General features: G+C 68.0%; 14 protein-coding genes. 9 read left to right on the top strand and 5 right to left on the bottom strand.

The window, feature by feature from the left end:
* The first annotated feature begins 66 nt into the window (after positions 1-66).
* From EO081_RS02120 to EO081_RS02095, 6 genes are all read left to right on the top strand, one after another.
* Positions 67-2,031 carry a CocE/NonD family hydrolase gene (locus EO081_RS02120; RefSeq protein ID WP_129340294.1) on the top strand — a complete coding sequence of 655 codons (1,965 nt, stop codon included), beginning with the start codon at positions 67-69 and terminating at the stop codon, positions 2,029-2,031.
* A 171-nt stretch (positions 2,032-2,202) separates the two neighbouring features.
* Positions 2,203-3,144: a cytochrome c oxidase subunit II gene (gene coxB / locus EO081_RS02115; protein WP_129341397.1), complete on the top strand. Its 942-nt coding sequence runs from the start codon at positions 2,203-2,205 to the stop codon at positions 3,142-3,144.
* A complete protein-coding gene (gene ctaD / locus EO081_RS02110; protein ID WP_129340293.1) occupies positions 3,141-5,666 on the top strand; it encodes a cytochrome c oxidase subunit I in 2,526 nt (841 codons plus the stop codon). Before coxB ends, ctaD begins: the two co-directional genes overlap by 4 nt.
* Positions 5,663-6,043, top strand: a complete 381-nt coding sequence (locus EO081_RS02105) for a hypothetical protein (protein WP_129340292.1) — start codon at positions 5,663-5,665, stop codon at positions 6,041-6,043. Before ctaD ends, EO081_RS02105 begins: the two co-directional genes overlap by 4 nt.
* A complete protein-coding gene (locus tag EO081_RS02100) occupies positions 6,040-6,645 on the top strand; it encodes a cytochrome c oxidase assembly protein (RefSeq protein ID WP_129340291.1) in 606 nt (201 codons plus the stop codon). The genes EO081_RS02105 and EO081_RS02100 overlap by 4 nt, the downstream gene beginning before the upstream one ends.
* Positions 6,642-7,706, top strand: a complete 1,065-nt coding sequence (locus EO081_RS02095) for a c-type cytochrome (RefSeq protein ID WP_129340290.1) — start codon at positions 6,642-6,644, stop codon at positions 7,704-7,706. The genes EO081_RS02100 and EO081_RS02095 overlap by 4 nt, the downstream gene beginning before the upstream one ends.
* 153 nt (positions 7,707-7,859) lie before the next feature.
* On the opposite strand, the gene ahpF is transcribed toward EO081_RS02095, so the two are convergent.
* From ahpF to EO081_RS02070, 5 genes are all read right to left on the bottom strand, one after another.
* Positions 7,860-9,437: an alkyl hydroperoxide reductase subunit F gene (gene ahpF / locus EO081_RS02090; RefSeq protein ID WP_129340289.1), complete on the bottom strand. Its 1,578-nt coding sequence runs from the start codon at positions 9,435-9,437 to the stop codon at positions 7,860-7,862.
* An 87-nt stretch (positions 9,438-9,524) separates the two neighbouring features.
* A complete protein-coding gene (ahpC, locus tag EO081_RS02085; protein WP_125959837.1) occupies positions 9,525-10,088 on the bottom strand; it encodes an alkyl hydroperoxide reductase subunit C in 564 nt (187 codons plus the stop codon).
* 141 nt (positions 10,089-10,229) lie between these two features.
* Positions 10,230-10,982 (bottom strand): Crp/Fnr family transcriptional regulator, encoded by a 753-nt coding sequence (locus tag EO081_RS02080; RefSeq protein ID WP_129340288.1) that lies wholly within the window; start codon positions 10,980-10,982, stop codon positions 10,230-10,232.
* A gap of 191 nt (positions 10,983-11,173) precedes the next feature.
* Positions 11,174-12,070 carry a DUF4336 domain-containing protein gene (locus EO081_RS02075; RefSeq protein ID WP_129340287.1) on the bottom strand — a complete coding sequence of 299 codons (897 nt, stop codon included), beginning with the start codon at positions 12,068-12,070 and terminating at the stop codon, positions 11,174-11,176.
* A gap of 85 nt (positions 12,071-12,155) precedes the next feature.
* The gene (locus EO081_RS02070) at positions 12,156-12,866 is read right to left on the bottom strand and encodes a FadR/GntR family transcriptional regulator (RefSeq protein WP_129340286.1); all 711 of its coding nucleotides are present in this window, start codon (positions 12,864-12,866) and stop codon (positions 12,156-12,158) included.
* 175 nt (positions 12,867-13,041) lie between these two features.
* On the opposite strand from EO081_RS02070, the gene EO081_RS02065 reads away from it, so the two are divergent.
* The 3 genes from EO081_RS02065 (at position 13,042) to EO081_RS02055 (ending at position 16,237) form a co-directional block, all read left to right on the top strand.
* On the top strand, positions 13,042-14,202 hold the full coding sequence (locus EO081_RS02065) for an aldose epimerase family protein (protein ID WP_240697509.1): 1,161 nt from the start codon (positions 13,042-13,044) through the stop codon (positions 14,200-14,202).
* A 21-nt stretch (positions 14,203-14,223) separates the two neighbouring features.
* The gene (locus EO081_RS02060) at positions 14,224-15,357 is read left to right on the top strand and encodes a cellulase family glycosylhydrolase (protein ID WP_129340285.1); all 1,134 of its coding nucleotides are present in this window, start codon (positions 14,224-14,226) and stop codon (positions 15,355-15,357) included.
* 172 nt (positions 15,358-15,529) lie between these two features.
* Complete coding sequence (locus tag EO081_RS02055) at positions 15,530-16,237, top strand: hypothetical protein (protein ID WP_129340284.1); 708 nt, start codon at positions 15,530-15,532, stop codon at positions 16,235-16,237.
* Positions 16,238-16,247 lie beyond the last annotated feature (10 nt).

Genomic DNA, 16,247 nt, shown 5'->3' with positions numbered 1-16,247 from the left:
GCCCCGCGCCGCAACAATGCGGCCAGCGCCCCCAGATCCTCGGGCGCCGCACCCAAGGATATGCCGATGCGCCTGCGCCCTGCCCTGCTTGCCGCCCCGATGTTGTTCGCCGCCCTCACCGCGCAGGTGGCGCCGCCCGCCCCCAAGGACGTCGACACCCGGGCAGAGGCCAGCACCGGCGACATCCCCGCCAACTTCACCATGCCGACTACCGCCTACGACTATGATCGTCGCGAGATCATGGTGCCGATGCGCGACGGGACGAAGCTGCACACCGTTATCATCGTGCCCAAGGGGGCGACCAACGCGCCGATCCTGCTGACCCGCACGCCCTACAACGCCTCGGGCCGCGCCTCGCGCACCGACAGCCCCCGGATGCTGTCGGCGCTGCCGCAGGGCGACGAAGTGTTCGTGAACGACGGCTATATCCGCGTGTTCCAGGACATTCGCGGCAAGTTCGGCTCCGAAGGCCACTATGTCGTGACCCGCCCGGTGATAGGCCCGCTCAACCGCACCAAGGTCGACCACGTCACCGACGCCTACGACACGATCGACTGGCTGGTGAACAAGGCGAACCTGCCCGAATCCAACGGCCGCGTCGGCATGCTCGGCTCCTCCTACGAAGGCTTCACGGTGGTGATGGCGCTGCTCGGGCCGCACCCCGCGCTCAAGGTCGCCGCCCCGCAGAGCCCGATGATCGACGGCTGGATGGGCGACGACTGGTTCCACTATGGCGCCTTCCGCCAGGCGAACATCGGCTGGATCGGCTCGCAGAGCGGCTTCAAGGGCGCGGGCAAGCAGCCCGCCTCGACCGGACTCGACGATTACGAGACGTTCCGCCGCATCGGCTCGGCCGGCGCCTGGGCCAAGCAGTCCGGCTTCGACCAGCTCCCCTTCTGGCGCCGCATGTCGGAGCACCCCGCCTATGATGCGGAGTGGCAGGGCCAGGCGCTCGACAAGATGGTCGCGGCCAACCCCTCCAACGTGCCGACGCTGTGGATCCAGGGCCTATGGGACCAGGAGGACATGTACGGCGCGATCATGAGCTGGGAAGCGCTCAAGGCCGTGGGCAAGGCCGGCAACAACCACCTGGTGATGGGCCCGTGGCGGCACAGCCAGGTCAACTACGACGGCTCCTCGCTCGGCCCGCTCAAGTGGGACGGCGACACCGCGCTCCAGTTCCGCCGCGACGTGCTGCTGCCCTTCTTCAACCGCTATCTGCGCGACAATGCGCCGGCGTACGAGGCGCCGCCGGTGCTGATCTACAACACCGGTGCGAACCACTGGGATCGGCTCGCCACCTGGCCGCTCGCCTGTGAAAAGGACTGCGCACGGCCGCTGACGCCGCTGTATCTGCAGGGCAACTACGGCCTGTCGTTCGGCAAGCCCGCCGGGGGCAGCGACAGCTATGTCTCCGATCCCGCCAAGCCGGTGCCCTATCTCGCGCGGCCGGTATCGTTCGCCGACTCCGCCCGCTGGAAGGAGTGGCTGGTAAGCGACCAGCGCTCGGTCGACGGCCGGCCGGACGTGCTGACCTACCAGACGGAGGTGCTGACCGCCCCGACCCGCGTGTCCGGTGCGCCGATCGCGGACCTGTTCGCCCGCACCACCGGCACCGACGGCGATTTCGTGGTCAAGGTAATCGACGTCTACCCGGACGAGGTCGCGTCCGACCCGAAGATGGGCGGATACCAGTTGCCGATCGCGCTCGACATCTTCCGCGGCCGCTATCGCGACAGCTTCGAGAAGCCGGCGCCGATCCCGGCGAACAAGGTACAGCGCTATCGCTTCCGCCTGCCGACCGTAAACCACGTGTTCCAGCCGGGACACCGCATCATGGTGCAGATCCAGTCGACGCTGTTCCCGCTCTACGATCGTAACCCGCAGAAGTATGTGCCCAACATCTTCTTCGCCAAGCCCGCCGACTTCCAGAAGGCGACGGTGACGATTGAGCACAACGCCGGCGCGCCGACGGCGGTGTGGCTGCCGGTGGTGCCGGTCGAGCAGCCGCAGGTGCAGGCGGCCCGCTGACCTTCGGGGCGGCACCGCGGTGCCGCTCCACCCGTTCCTTACGTTTTGTGTCTGCCGGATCGAAGCGCGTCCGCAGGCGTTGCGGTCGTGTACAAGTATAAGGTCGGGGCGCGCCGCGTGCGGCGCTGTGAAAAGGGTGTCATGCGGCGCGCACGGCGGATCTTTGGCGCGATGGCAGCCACCCTGCTGATCGCCGGCTGCAACCGCCACCAGTCCGCCCTGGCGCCGTTCGGGGCCGAAGCCGAGCAGGTCCGCCACCTCACGCTGGTGCTGGTGGTCGGGTCCGTCGTCATCCTGGTGGCCCTCGCCGGCCTCTGGGTGGCTGCGGTGCGCGCACCCGAAGGGCGATTGAGCCACAAGGGCGGCATGCGCCTGGTGCTGGTGCTCGGTGCGCTGGTGCCGACGCTGGTCCTGTTCGCGCTGCTCCTCTACGCGCTGCCGATGATGCGCCCGCGGCCGGTCTCCCGTGCCGACCTGCGCATCACTGTCACGGGGGAGCAATTCTGGTGGCGGGTCGCCTACCAGCCCGCAGGGACTCCGCCCGTCACGGCCGCCAACGAGGTGCGCATCCCGGTCGGCCGCACCGTGGCCTTCCAGCTGAAGGCGTCCGACGTGATCCACAGCTTCTGGATCCCCGGCCTCGCGGGCAAGATGGACATGATCCCCGGCCGCACCAACGAACTGGTGGTGCGCGCCGATGTGCCCGGTCGCTATCGCGGCGCCTGCACCGAGTTCTGCGGCCTCTCCCACGCCCGCATGGCGCTCGACGTGGTCGCGATGGAACCGGCAGCCTTCGACCGCTGGCTCGCCCTCCAGAGGAGGCCCGCCGCCCCCGCCCCTGCGCGGGGACAGGCGCTGTTCGCCGAGAATGGCTGCGCAGGCTGCCACACGGTCCGTGGCACCGGCGCGCTCGGCACGATCGGCCCCGATCTCACCCACTTCGGCAGCCGCCTGCGCGTCGCTGCCGGCACGCTGCCGATGGAGACCGAGGCGATCGCCCGCTTCATCCGCAAGCCTGACGATGCGAAGCCGGGCGCGCGCATGCCCGCCTTTCCCCACCTGCCGCCCGACGACGCCCGGCAGATCGCCACCTATCTGCAGGGCCTGCAATGACCGCCGACGCACAGAACGACCCCGCGGTCCGCCGCGCCCAGGAGGAACGGCTGCGCGCCGTATGGGAAGCGCCCAAGGGCTGGTTCTTCCGCTGGACCGACTGCAACAACAACCGCGTCGGCAACTGGTACGTGCTCACCGCCTTCGCCTTCATGCTGTTCGCGGGCGTGCTGGCGCTCATCATGCGCACCCAGCTGGCGGCGCCTGAAAACGACCTGGTCTCCGCCTCGACCTTCAACCAGCTGTTCACGCTGCACGGGTCGATGATGATGTTCCTGTTCGCCGTGCCGATGTTCGAAGCGGTGTCGATCATCCTGCTGCCCAGCCTGCTCGGCGCGCGCGACCTGCCGTTCCCGCGCCTTTCGGCGTTCGGCTACTGGAGCTTCCTGATCGGCGGCGTCTTCGTCGCCGGCTCGATCTTCTTCAACGCGGCCCCCGACGGCGGCTGGTTCATGTACCCGCCGCTCACCACCCGCAAGGACCTGTCCGGCCTGGGCGCGGACATCTGGATGCTCGGGCTGTCGTTCATCGAGGTGTCGTCGGTCGCCGCCGCCGTCGAGCTGATCGTCGGCGTGTTGAAATGCCGGCCGCCCGGCATGCGCCTCAACCTGATGCCGCTCTACGCCTGGTACATCCTGGTCGTGGCGGTGATGATCCTGTTCGCCTTTCCGCCGCTCATCGCGGGCGACGTCCTGTTCGAGATGGAGCGGCTGCTCGACTGGCCGTTCTTCGATGCGGCGCGCGGCGGCGATCCGCTCCTTTGGCAGCACCTCTTCTGGATCTTCGGCCACCCGGAGGTCTACATCATCTTCCTGCCCTCGATCGCGCTGTTCGCGATGCTGGTGCCCACCTTCGCGCGCCGGCACCTGCTGGGCTATCCGTGGATCGTGCTGGCGGCGGTGGGCACCGCGTTCCTCAGCTTCGGCCTGTGGGTGCACCACATGTTCGCGACCGGGCTGCCCAAGATCAGCCTCGCCTTCTTCTCGGCCGCCTCGCAGGCCGTGGTGATCCCGACCGGCGTTCAGATCTTCTGCTTCCTGGCGACGCTATGGGCCGGCCGCGTCGTGTGGTCGACGCCGCTTCTCTATGCCACCGGCAGCCTCGCCATCTTCGTGATCGGCGGTCTCACGGGCGTGATGGTGGCGGTGGTGCCGTTCGACTGGCAGGCGCACGACACCTATTTCGTGGTCGCCCACCTCCATTATGTGCTGATCGGCGGCACGCTCCTTCCGCTGTTCGCCGGCCTCTATTATTACTGGCCGCTGGTGACGGGGAAGAAGCTGTCGGACCGGCTGGGCCGCACCGCCTTCTGGATCATGTTCGTCGGCGCCAACCTCACCTTTTTCCCGATGCACTTCTCCGGGCTGATGGGCATGCCGCGGCGCGTGTTTACCTATCCCGCCGAACTCGGCATCGGTGGCCTCAACCTCGCCTCGACGGCCGGGGCTTATCTGTTCGCGGCGGGCGTTGCGTTGGTCGTGATCGACCTGGCGCTCTCCCCCACCCGGCCCAAGGCACGGCGCAACCCCTGGGAGGCCGGCACGCTCGAATGGCTGACGCTGCCCAACAGCGAGAACTGGGGCACGCGCTCGATCCCGCTGATCGAGAGCCGCTACCCCATCTGGGACCAGCCCGGCTTCGTGCGGAACGTGGACGAAGGCCGCTACTTCCTGCCCGATGCGGAGGAAGGGCGTCGGGAGACGATCGTCACCACCGTCCTCGACGCGCGCCCGCTCCAGGTCGTCCGCCTCGGCACCCCGAGCGTGAAGCCGATGCTGACCGCGGTGGCGCTCGGCGGTGTGTTCATCCTCACCACCTACCATCTCTACTGGCTGGCCCTGCTCTCGGGTCTCGCGACGCTGGCGCTGGTGCTCGCCTGGCTGTGGACCGGCACCGCGGAAATACCGGAGAAACCGTGCAAGCCCATCGGCCATGGGCTGGAACTGCCGCTCTACCTCTCCGGGCCCTCCTCCTCCGGCTGGTGGGCCATGTTCATCACCATGATGGCCGATGCGACCGCCTTCTCGGGGCTGGTCTTCGGCTATTACTTCTACTGGACCGTGCATCCCGCGTTTCCGCCGTCGGGCGCCGGCCTCGACGGGCCCGGCATCGCCTGGCCGATGGTGGCGCTGGGGCTGACGCTGGCGAGCTGGGCTGCGACCGTCGCCGCACGCGAGGTCCATGCCCGCGGCCGGGTTGCGCTCGCCCGCATGTTGCTGGTGGCGGCGCCCCTCGCCTCGCTCGGCGGGCTCGCAGCGGGGCTCGCCGGCCCCTGGTCGACCGGCCTCGACCCCACGCTCCACGTCTACCCGGCCATCGTCTGGACGCTGGCCATCTGGACCACGGCCCATAACGGCATCGGCGCGATCATGCAGGTCTACACGCTGGCGCGCAGCCTGGCGGGCAGGATGACGCCGACGCACGATGCGGACCTGCGCAACATCACCGTCTTCCAGCACTTCCTCGCGCTCACCGCGATCGTCACCTACCTGACGATCGGCTGGTTTCCGGAGGTCGCATGAAGCGGGGTCTACGCGATCGCGTCCGGGCGCTGCGGGTCACGCTGTGGACGCTGATCATTCCGCCGACCTTGTGGGCGGCGCACTTCCTCTTCTCCTATCTCTGGGCGGCGGTGCGCTGCGCCAAGCTCGGCAGCTTCGCCGACTCCCCCGCCGCCTTTGCGATCGGGACCGTCCTCGCACTGGTGCTGATCGCGCTGGCCGGCATCCTCGCCCACATCCAGTCCCGCATCCCCGGAGACCCGCCGCCGCATGAATCGGGAACCGACGTGGATCGCGTCCGCTTCCTCGCCAAAGCGACCCTGCTGCTGTCCGGCCTGAGCTTTGCAGGCGTGGTGTTCACCGCCATGCCCGTACTCTTCCTCCAGGATTGCCGATGAAGCGCGGGAGCCTCCTCGCCGGTGCCGCGCTGCTGGCGCTCGGCTGGCTGTTGTCGGCGCTCGGGCTCGGCATGGTCGGGCACATGGCCGGGCACATGATCGCAGTCGCCATCGCGGCGCCCCTGCTCGCCTGGGGCGTGGTCGGCACGCGCTATGACTTCGCCCTGCGCGCGCCGCGGCTGGTGCATCCGCTCGCCATGTCTCTGGTCGAGCTGGCCGTCGTATGGGGCTGGCACCTGCCCGCGATGCGGGCGCTCGCGGACACGCAGCTCGCGTGGCTGGTGCTGGAGCAGCTGAGCTTCCTGGCTGCCGGCATCCTGCTGTGGGCCGCGGTGCTCGGCGCCGGGGGCGATCGGCGCGTCAGCGGCATCGGGGCGCTGCTGCTCACTTCGATGCACATGACGCTGCTGGGCGCGCTGATCGGCCTGGCGCCCCGCCCGCTCTACCCGATGATGGCGATGCACGGCAGCTTTGCCGGCCTTGATCCGATCGAGGACCAGCAGCTCGGCGGCGTCGTGATGCTGGTGATCGGCGGCGCCAGCTATCTGCTGGGCGCGCTGGCCATGCTCGGCGGCCTGATCCGGCAGGAGGCACGGGCATGACCCTTCGCATCACCTGGCGCCGTGCGCTCGCGGCGCTCTTGGGCTTGGCGGCGGCGGGCCTGCTCTTCGCCTGGTCCGGCGCGTTCAACGTCGCCGCCTCCAGCGGGCATTGGGCGATCACCGACTGGTTCCTTCACTGGACGATGCGCAATTCGGTGCGCACCCACGCCGCCTTCGCTGCGGAAAAGGCACCTCGCGACGACCTTGGGCTCGTCAGCGCCGCGGGCCACTTCAAGAACAGCTGCGCCGTCTGCCACGGGGCGCCCGGCGTGCCGCCGTCGCCGGTGATGCGGGCCGCCACCCCCCATGCGCCCGACCTCTCGATCAACGCGCGCGAATGGGACGACCGCCAGCTGTTCTGGATCCTCCAGCACGGCGTCAAGTTCACGGGCATGCCCGCCTGGGCCGCAAAGGACCGTCCGGACGAGATCCGCCGCATGGTCGCCTTCGTCCGCCGACTGCCGCACATGACGCCCGCGCAATACCGGTCGCTGACGGAGGAAGCGCCTGCCGCGCCAGTCGCCGGCGTCTCCGATGCGACGCTGCGCTCCTGCACCGGCTGCCACGGCACCGATGGGCGTGGGCGCGGTGCCGACGATGTTCCGGTGCTGGGCGGGCAGCAACCCGGCTATCTGCTCGCGGCCCTGCGCGGCTATGCAAGCGGGGATCGCCAGAGCGCCGTGATGCGGCAAGTCGCGGTCACGCTGTCGGACGCCGAGATGCAGGCCCTGGCGCGCCATTTCGCCGCCATGCCGGGGTTGCGCTCCCGATCTCCCGTCCAAGCCACCGCCGCCGCGCGCCTGGTCTCGCAAGGGATTCCCGGGCAGGAGCTTCCGGCCTGCCGTTCCTGCCACAAGCCGGGGGGACGCGCGCCGGTGATCGAGGGCCAGAAGGCCGGATATGTCGCCAGCCGCCTGCACCACTGGCAGGGCGAGGAAGTCGAGGTCGACGCCCGCCAGTCGCAGGCGACGATGCCGGTGATCGCGCGCCGAATCCCCAAGGAGATGATCGAACCGCTCGCCGCCTATCTGGAACAGGGCGTGGCGCGGGAGACGGACTGACGCCCGGGCCTCCACAATGCTCCTGCGAAAGCAGGAGCCCGGGGTTCCAAACGCCGACGCTGGTTGTTCTGCTTGGCCCTGGATCCCTGCCTGCGTAGGAATACGGGCAAAAAAGAAAAAGCGGCGCGACCCACCGGCCGCGCCGCTCAACCCTTACGCCGCCTCGGCGAGATCCGCCGGGTTCAGCCGGATGAGGTAATCGAACGCGGACAGCGCCGCCTTCGACCCCTCGCCCATCGCAATCACGATCTGCTTGTACGGCACCGTGGTCGCGTCGCCCGCCGCGAAGATCCCGGCCTGCGAGGTTTCGCCGCGATCGTCGATCTCGATCTCGCCGCGCTGGGTCAGGCCCACCGCGCCCTTCAGCCACTCCGTGTTCGGCACCAGGCCGATCTGCACGAAGATGCCTTCCAGTGCGATCTCGTGCGCAGAACCGTGGTTGCGGTCCTTGTACTTGAGGCCGGTGACCTTCTCGCCGTCGCCCGTCACCTCGGTGGTGAGCGCGGAGGTGATGATCTGGACGTTCGGCAGGCTGGCGAGCTTGCGCTGCAGCACCGCGTCGGCGCGCAGGTCCGTGTCATATTCGATCAGCGTCACATGCGCGACGATCCCGGCCAGGTCGATCGCCGCCTCGACACCGGAATTGCCGCCGCCGATCACTGCCACGCGCTTGCCCTTGAACAGCGGGCCGTCGCAGTGCGGGCAATAGGCCACGCCCTTGTTCTTGTACGCATCCTCGCCCGGCACGTTCATCTGGCGCCAGCGGGCACCGGTCGACAGGATCACGGTGCGCGCCTTCAGCGATGCGCCATTCTCCAGCCGCACCTCGTGCAGGCCGCCCGGCTGGGCTGCCGGGATCAGCTTGTCGGCACGCTGCAGGTTCATGATGTCGACGTCATAGTCCTTGACGTGCTGCTCCAGGTGCGCGGCGAGCTTGGGCCCTTCGGTATGCGGCACCGAGATGAAGTTCTCGATCGCCATGGTGTCGAGGACCTGGCCGCCGAAGCGCTCCGCCAGCACGCCGGTGCGGATGCCCTTGCGCGCCGTATAGATCGCGGCCGCGGCACCGGCCGGGCCACCGCCGACCACCAGCACGTCGAACGCGTCCTTCGCCTTGATCTTCTCGGCCGCACGCGCGGAGGCGCCGCTGTCGATCTTGGCGACGATCTGCTCCAGCTCCATGCGGCCCTGGCCGAACACTTCGCCGTTCAGATAGACGGTCGGCACCGCCATCACCTTGCGGGCCTCTACCTCGTCCTTGAACAGAGATCCGTCGATCGAGACGTTGCTGATGCGCGGGTTGAGCACGCTCATCAGGTTCAGCGCCTGCACCACGTCCGGGCAGTTCTGGCACGACAGCGAGAAATAGGTCTCGAAGGCATAGTCGCCGTCCAGGTTCTGGATCTGCTCGATCAGGTCCTGCGCAGCCTTCGACGGGTGGCCACCGACCTGGAGCAGCGCCAGCACCAGCGAGGTGAACTCATGGCCCATCGGAATGCCGGCGAACCGGACGCCGATGTCGGTGCCGGTGCGGCGGATCTGGAAGCTGGGCTTGCGCGCATCGTCACCGTCGACGACGGCGATCTTGTCGGAAAGTGCGGCGATTTCGTTCAGCAGCTCACCCAGCTCGCGCGACTTTGCGTCGGTCCCGAGCGAAGCGACGAGCTCGATCGGCTCGCGAATGTTGACCAGATAGGCCTTGAGCTGCTGCGTCAGATTGGCGTCGAGCATGGGGAAACTCCGGAAACTTGATACAAAACGGCCCGGGGCGAACGGATTCACCCCGGGCCGCCTGGTTACCCAAAGGCGTTGGGCAGCTTAGATCTTGCCGACCAGATCGAGCGACGGGGCGAGCGTGGTTTCACCCTCTTCCCACTTCGCCGGGCAGACTTCGCCCGGGTGCGCTGCGACATACTGCGCGGCCTTGATCTTGCGCAGAAGCTCGACGGCGTTGCGGCCGACGCCTTCCGAGGTGATCTCGACGAACTGGATCACGCCCTCCGGATCGACCACGAAGGTCGCACGATCGGCGAGGCCGGCACCGTCGCGCATCACGCCGAAGTTGTTGGTGATCACGCCGGCCGGGTCACCCAGCATGGTGAAGTCGATCTTGCCGATCGCCGGCGAGGTGTCGTGCCATGCCTTGTGGCTGAAGTGCGTGTCCGTCGAGACGCTGTAGATCTCGACGCCCAGCTTCTGGAACTCGGCGTAGTTGTCGGCCAGGTCTTCCAGCTCGGTCGGGCAGACAAAGGTGAAGTCGGCCGGATAGAAGAAGAACACCGCCCACTTGCCCGCTACGTCGCGGTCGCTGACCTCCAGGAACTTGCCCTGCTTGTAGGCCTGCGTCGTGAACGGCTTCAGCGAGCTACCAATGATTCCCATTCCAAAAACTCCATGCTGCGGATGCGAATGAAATAGGGAGGCGGGGGGCGCGAGGGAAGTGATGAAATCCTGTCGCGTTGATCGAATTCGTCGATGACGGAGGATCGGGCCGAGGTCTCGAACCAGCCCCAACCCCTCCGGCTACGCGAGATCCGCGGTGCCGACCGTGCCATGGCTCTGCCGCGCATCACGCTGTGCGCGGTGCAGATAGTCCGGCGTGAACAGCGACGCTTCCTGCAGTGCGGCGAAATTGGGGATGCGCAACACGCGGCCCGACAGGCTGATCAGCCCCGACGCACGCAACTGCTGGAGCGTCCGGTTGATGTGGACCGAGGTCAATCCGGTCGCATCGGCGAGATCGGTCTGCGTCAGCGGCAGATCATAGCATTCCCCGTTCGAAAGGCCGACGTCTCGCAGCCGCAGCGCCAGCTCGCACAACAGGCTGCCGAGGCGTTCCATGGCATTCCGCTGACCAAGATTGGTGGTCCATTCGCGCTGCACCGAAAGATGGACCAGCATCTGCCACCACAGGGCCTTGCCGATGCGGGGATGGTCCCGCGTCAGAAGCTGGATGGCCTCCCCCGGGATCTCCACATAGCGGACGTCGGTCAACGCGCCGATGGAGTGATCCATCCGCCTCAGCACCAGGTTGTTGAGATCGCAGCAGTCGCCCGGAAGCAGGAAGCCCACGATCTGTCGGCGCCCGTCCTCGAGCGTCTTGAACTGGCACGCCCAGCCCGAAACGATCAGGAAGACCGCCCGCGGCACCGCCCCTTCGGCGATGATGTCGCGCCGGGCATGCGCACGCCTGACGGGGACGGCCAGCGCCTGTTGGATCGCGGCTTCGTCTTCGGCCGTCAGGCGAGCATAGTTGCCGAGACGGCGGATCAACATCACTTCACCGCTTTGCTGTCCGTCGTGCACCCGTGTTCCCCTCACTTCAGGGAAGCGGCTTACCCACGCGCCGTGGAACGGTAACTCATCTATGTTATCCCCCTTGGCGGGAGTTGCGGAACCGCACGGCCCCGCTGCCGCACCCTGGACCTGCGCTCGCCTGTCGAGTGGTTCGGCAAGACGCTGCGATGCTATCGAGCCCGATCTGCCAGAAGCCAGGCGAAGGCATGGCGAAGGTGCTCGGCGCCGCGCCCCGCGAAGATCGCTCCATGGGCGACGACCACCCGCTCCGGATCCCGATCGATGAGGCCGCGGATCTTCGCCGCCGCCTCGTCGCCGTTCCAGCGGATCAGCACCCGAAGATAGCGTGCCGTGGTCCCGTCGGTCGCGCCGGCTGCCGCCATCGCCATGCGGGTAACGGGCGGCAGCTTCTCCGGCTGTAGGTTCTCGACCAGGTCGACCAGCAACAGCGTGCGGCTCGCCTTGTGGAAGAAATAGGCCTCGCGAAAGCCGGCTGCGCCAGGCACGATCCCCTGCTCCAGCTCGGCGGACCACAGTTCCTCCGCCGCATCCTGCAGGTCCCGGTCGATCCGCAGCCCCGAATTGCGCACCTGGCGCCGGTCCCGAAGGCCCGGAACGCCCCACGTCGTCGCGTCCGGATAGGCTTCCTGCCAGGGTTTGAGGAAGGTCCAGTGCGCGATGTTCGGCGCGACCAGATGCCGGATCGGCCCGATCGCCTCCAGCGCCTTCGCGAGCGCCGGCGTGTAGCGGATCGGGGAGTGGAGCCAGAGGTCGCCGTTCTCCAGCCGCACCACCGTCATGCGGACCGGCAGGGTGATGCCCATGGGTGCGATGGGTGCACCGTCGACGATCCAGATGTCGTCGGCGAGCGGCTTGGGCGTGTCGAGCGGCGGATAGGCGACCTCGCGGTCCCGATGCTCGTGCGCCGAGAGGTGGCGATAGGCGAGCCCGACGGCAGCAGCGCTCACCGCGATGCCCGCGCCGATCTTCCAGGCGCGTCCGGATCGGCGGGCCGCAGCAGCCCCGCTCGCGTCGGCGGCGGCATGGGTGGTGCGTTCAGCGTTCATCTGCCTGTCTCCCGGCTCGTCGGCGGTTCAGCGCGATGGCGCCCGGGAAGTTCCACCGCTCGCCGCCATGCGGCGCGCGGACGGTTCAGGCCGCGGCGGCCTCTCCCCCCACGCCTTCGATCAGCACCAGCACGTCGTCGATCAGCTTGGCCATGGCAAGCCGCGCCCGCTCCGCATCCCTGGCGACGATCGCCTCGTAGACGGCGGCGTGGTCGGCGATGCTGGCCGAGCGTCCCGCGATCCGGTTGGTGAAGCGGATCGACGTCCGCAGCGCCGTCGCCACCACGTCGCGGAACTGGATGTAGAAGGGATTTTCCGATGCCCGCAGCACCGCCACGTGAAAGGCGATGTCGGCGTCCAGCGTCTCGTCGCGTCCCTTTTCGGCAGCGCGCATCCGGTCCAGCCCGGCGAGGATCGCGGCATGCTGGTCGGGCCCCGCGCGCCGGGCCGCAAGCGCCGCCGCCGCCGGCTCGACCGACACGCGCAGCTCGTTGAAGTGGCGCAGCAGGTCGATCGACAGCTTGCGCTCCAACAGCCAGCGCAGCACGTCCGTATCGAACAGGTTCCAGGATTCCTGCGGCAGCACGAAGGTGCCCTGCTTCGGCCGCGCACCCAGCAGCCCCTTGGCCGCCAGCATCTTCACCGCCTCGCGCGTCACCGAGCGGCTGACGCCATGCTCCTTGACGATATCGGCCTCGTTCGGGAACGGCCGGTCGTTGTAATAGCCCACGACGATGGCCCGTCCCAGCACCTCCTGGAGACCATAGGTAAGGTTACGCCCTAACTCCTGTTGCACGTCGGCCCACCCCTCCGGTGTTGCAGGCGTTTGTCCGTCTGCCTGCTTCTTGCGTACGCCTGCCCCTCAAAGCCTTCAAGCCAATTATCGTACAATTGGCTTGCAGTGCCTCCCCCAGACGCTACACAAGCGGGATGCCATTCGGAGAAGGTGGCCGCAAGATGAGGAGAGAGCGATGCGCCATGCGTGGATGTTGCTTGCGGCGGCGGCCGTGGCAGGCTTGACGGCCAATACGGCTCAGGCGGGCGAGGCCAAGCGCTCGACCTTTGGCCGCACCAGCGATGGCAAGCCGGTGCCGGCGGTCACGCTCACCAACAGCCATGGCGTGTCGGCGACGGTGATCGCCTGGGGCGCCAGCCTCCAGTCGCTCAAGATGCCGGACCGCGAAGGCCGCATCGACGACGTCACGCTCGGCTATCCGGACATGGCCGGGTATCTCAAGCAGCCGGAGTTCTTCGGCGCCACCGTCGGCCGCGTCGCCAACCGCATCGCGCGCGGCCGCTTCACGCTGGACGGAAAGACCTACCAGACGCCCATCAACGACGGCCCTAATGCGCTGCACGGCGGCACCCGCGGGTTCGACAAGGTCGTGTGGGACGTGGTCTCGGTGAAGTCCGGCACGACGCCCTCGGTCACGCTGCGCTACGTCAGCCGCGACGGCGACCAGGGCTATCCCGGCACGCTCACCGTCGATGCGACCTACTCGCTCGACGAGAACAACGCCCTCACCATCGACTATCGCGCCACCACCGACCGGCCGACCGTCGTGAACCTCTCCAACCACGCCTATTGGAACCTCTCGGGCGAGGGTTCGAGCGCGGGCGCGATGAACCACATCCTGGAGATCCCCGCCCAGCGCTTCACGCCCGTGGACGAGACGCTGATCCCGACCGGCGAGCAGCGTCCGGTCGCAGGCACCGTGTTCGACTTCCGCACGCCGCATCAGATCGGCGAGCGCGTGCGCGACGCCCGCGACATCCAGATGGTCTACGGCCGCGGCTACGACCACAATTGGGTGATCGGCGACCGCGTCACCCAAGATCAGCACCTGATGGCGCGCGTCCACGATCCGCTGTCGGGCCGCGGGTTCGAGCTCTGGTCCAACCAGCCGGGCCTGCAATTCTATTCGGGCAACTTCATCAACGGCACCGTCACCGGCAAGGCGCAGCGCATCTACCGCGGCGGCGACGCGCTGGTGCTGGAGCCGCAGCTGTTCCCGGACACGGTGAACCAGCCGGCGTTCGGGTCCGCGCGGCTCGACCCGGGCCAGACCTATCGCAACACCATGACCTATCGCTTCTCCACGGGGCAGACCACCCCGCCCCAGCAGCGCTAATCTCCAAGGGAGTCCCGTACCATGACCCGCCTTCTGCTGCTCGCCGGTGCAGCCTTCGCGACGATCGCGACCTCGCTTCCGGCCGATGCGCGCGACCTGTGGACGCCTGCCCAGGCCAAGAGCTGGTATGGCAAGCAGCCGTGGATGGTCGGCGCCAACTACAACAATCGCGGCGCGATCAACCAGTTCGAGATGTGGCAGGCGGAGACGTTCAATCCGCAGCAGATCGACCAGGAACTCGGCTGGGCCGAGGACATGGGCATGAACGTCATGCGCGTCTACCTCCACAACATGCTGTGGGAGAATGACGCGGCGGGCCTGAAGCAGCGGATGGACCAGTTCCTCCAGATCGCCGACAAGCACAAGATCCGCGTCCTGTTCGTGCTGTTCGACAGCTGCTGGGATCCGAATCCGGTGGCAGGGCCGCAGCGCCCGCCGATCCCGGGGGTCCACAATTCGGGCTGGATGCAGGCGCCGGGTGCCGCACGCCTCGCCGACACCAGCCAGTATGACAAGCTCGAAGGCTATGTGAAGGACGTCGTCGGCACCTTTGCCAACGACAAGCGCGTGCTCGGCTGGGACGTGTGGAACGAGCCGAACAACGGCGGCGGCGGCAACTATGCCCCGACCCCGAACAAGACCGCGCTGGTCGCGGGGCTGCTCGGCCGCGTGTTCGACTGGGCGCGCAGCGTCGATCCCGTCCAGCCGCTCACCAGCGGCGTGTGGATCGGCGAGCATTGGGACAAGGCCGAGACGCTGGACGCGGTCGAACGCATCCAGCTCAGCCAGTCCGACATCAACAGCTTCCACGACTATAACTGGCCCGAACAGTGGGAGACCCGCGCAAAGCAGGTGCTCAGCTACGGCCGCCCCGTCTTCTGCACCGAATATATGGCGCGCGGGAACGGATCGACCTTCGACGGGTCGCTGCCGCTCGGCAAGAAGTACAACATCGCGATGTTCAACTGGGGCTTCGTCGACGGCAAGTCGCAGACCCGCATGCCGTGGGACAGCTGGAAGAAGCCCTACACCTATGAGGAGCCGACCATCTGGTTCCACGAGGTGCTGCGCGCCGACGGCACCCCCTATCGCAAGGCCGAGGTCGACCTGATCAAGCGCCTCACCACCGAAGCGAACGGCACCCGCCGCCGCTGATCTCTAAGGGCCGGGTCCGCGCAAGCGGCCCGGCCTTTTCTTTATTCCTCTCGCCTGGCCTCCATTCCTGCACCGCATCGGGACTCCCCGCCCGATCGGCCGCAGAACATGGTTTACACGGGCTTTGTCTTGTCTGACCCTCTCGCCATTGCCCCTCGTGTGGGAGAGCCCGATGCGTCGACTGCCGTGCCTCGCCGCCGTCCTTTCGCTGCTTGCGCTCGCAGGCTGTGAGGGAGCCGATCCAGGCGACGACAACGTCGCTGCGCTGGATGCGGAATTGACCGGGAACGATAAGGCGGCAGCCGCACTCGGCAACCGCATCCTGGTGGACCCCAAGCGTCTCGCCGGCACGAACGAGCGACGCGCGAACCCGACGACACCGCCTCGCCCCGCCACTGCCGCGAACGCCGCCGACGCCACGGAACGGTTGCTCGCGGCGCCCCCGGCCAAGCGGGCCGGCGCCTGCCCCGAATGCGACGCCGCGCGCCGTGCGGTCACCCTCGCCGGGGCGCCGCAACGTGCTGGGACGGCGCCGGTCGACTGCACGCGCAACCTGACCTACGCAACCGACTGGGCAAAGCGGCTGCCGCCTGACCTGCCGCTCCACCCGCAGGCGAAGCTCACCGAGGCAGCAGGCAGCCAGGTCTCCGGTTGCCGGTTCCGGGTGGTGAGCTTCACCGTCGAGGCGCCGCTCGGGCAGCTCGTCGACTGGTACTACACCCGCGCGACCCGCGCCGGCTACGCGAGCGGGCATCAGCTCGACGGCAACGAGCATGTGCTCGCCGGCAGCCGTGGGCGCGACGGCGGCGTCTATGTGCTGTTCCTCGCCCCCGACGGCCCCCGCACCAACATCGACATGGTGTTGAACAAGGGCGTTTGAAGCGTTCCCG

Origin of the sequence: Sphingomonas desiccabilis (assembly GCF_004135605.1) — a bacterium.
Taxonomy (GTDB): Bacteria; Pseudomonadota; Alphaproteobacteria; order Sphingomonadales; family Sphingomonadaceae; genus Sphingomonas; species Sphingomonas desiccabilis.
The sequence above is the reverse complement of the archived record's forward strand: the minus strand, read 5'-3'. Positions and strand labels throughout refer to the sequence as shown.

Excerpts from the sequence above, each read along its gene's own strand:
- EO081_RS02065 (WP_240697509.1), top strand. The coding sequence starts at position 13,042 with ATGCGCCATGCGTGGATGTTGCTTGCGGCGGCGGCCGTGGCAGGCTTG.
- EO081_RS02080 (WP_129340288.1), bottom strand. The coding sequence starts at position 10,982 with ATGTTGATCCGCCGTCTCGGCAACTATGCTCGCCTGACGGCCGAAGAC.
- ahpF (WP_129340289.1), bottom strand. The coding sequence starts at position 9,437 with ATGCTCGACGCCAATCTGACGCAGCAGCTCAAGGCCTATCTGGTCAAC.
- EO081_RS02120 (WP_129340294.1), top strand. The coding sequence starts at position 67 with ATGCGCCTGCGCCCTGCCCTGCTTGCCGCCCCGATGTTGTTCGCCGCC.
- ahpC (WP_125959837.1), bottom strand. The coding sequence starts at position 10,088 with ATGGGAATCATTGGTAGCTCGCTGAAGCCGTTCACGACGCAGGCCTAC.
- EO081_RS02060 (WP_129340285.1), top strand. The coding sequence starts at position 14,224 with ATGACCCGCCTTCTGCTGCTCGCCGGTGCAGCCTTCGCGACGATCGCG.
- EO081_RS02105 (WP_129340292.1), top strand. The coding sequence starts at position 5,663 with ATGAAGCGGGGTCTACGCGATCGCGTCCGGGCGCTGCGGGTCACGCTG.
- EO081_RS02095 (WP_129340290.1), top strand. The coding sequence starts at position 6,642 with ATGACCCTTCGCATCACCTGGCGCCGTGCGCTCGCGGCGCTCTTGGGC.
- EO081_RS02075 (WP_129340287.1), bottom strand. The coding sequence starts at position 12,070 with ATGAACGCTGAACGCACCACCCATGCCGCCGCCGACGCGAGCGGGGCT.
- coxB (WP_129341397.1), top strand. The coding sequence starts at position 2,203 with ATGGCAGCCACCCTGCTGATCGCCGGCTGCAACCGCCACCAGTCCGCC.
- EO081_RS02055 (WP_129340284.1), top strand. The coding sequence starts at position 15,530 with ATGCGTCGACTGCCGTGCCTCGCCGCCGTCCTTTCGCTGCTTGCGCTC.
- EO081_RS02100 (WP_129340291.1), top strand. The coding sequence starts at position 6,040 with ATGAAGCGCGGGAGCCTCCTCGCCGGTGCCGCGCTGCTGGCGCTCGGC.
- ctaD (WP_129340293.1), top strand. The coding sequence starts at position 3,141 with ATGACCGCCGACGCACAGAACGACCCCGCGGTCCGCCGCGCCCAGGAG.